At 32.2% G+C, this 236-nt stretch carries 1 protein-coding gene; it reads left to right on the top strand.

The window, feature by feature from the left end; all coding sequences use genetic code 11:
• On the top strand, window positions 1-236 hold a 236-nt coding region (locus tag AC1RPT_RS08255), incomplete at both ends, for a hypothetical protein (RefSeq protein ID WP_481763067.1).

Genomic DNA, 236 nt, shown 5'->3' with positions numbered 1-236 from the left:
ATACTCATATTAGGAACTTTGGTCAATCAAAGCATTCCAATTGTATTGCCAATGGCTAATGAAGACAAAATCAGATTACAAGATAGTTCTTCAATCGTTCTGAGTTATCAGGGTAAAAAATATGCCATTTTGCAAAATATTGAGTTTTTTAAACATCGAAAAGAGGAGAGATGTGCTAAAACATTTGGAACCACCAACATTGATCATCCAACCATTAAAATAATAATGGAATCAGG

This window comes from Dellaglioa sp. CoH-56-MRSF-11 (assembly GCF_056782135.1).
The sequence above is the reverse complement of the archived record's forward strand: the minus strand, read 5'-3'. Positions and strand labels throughout refer to the sequence as shown.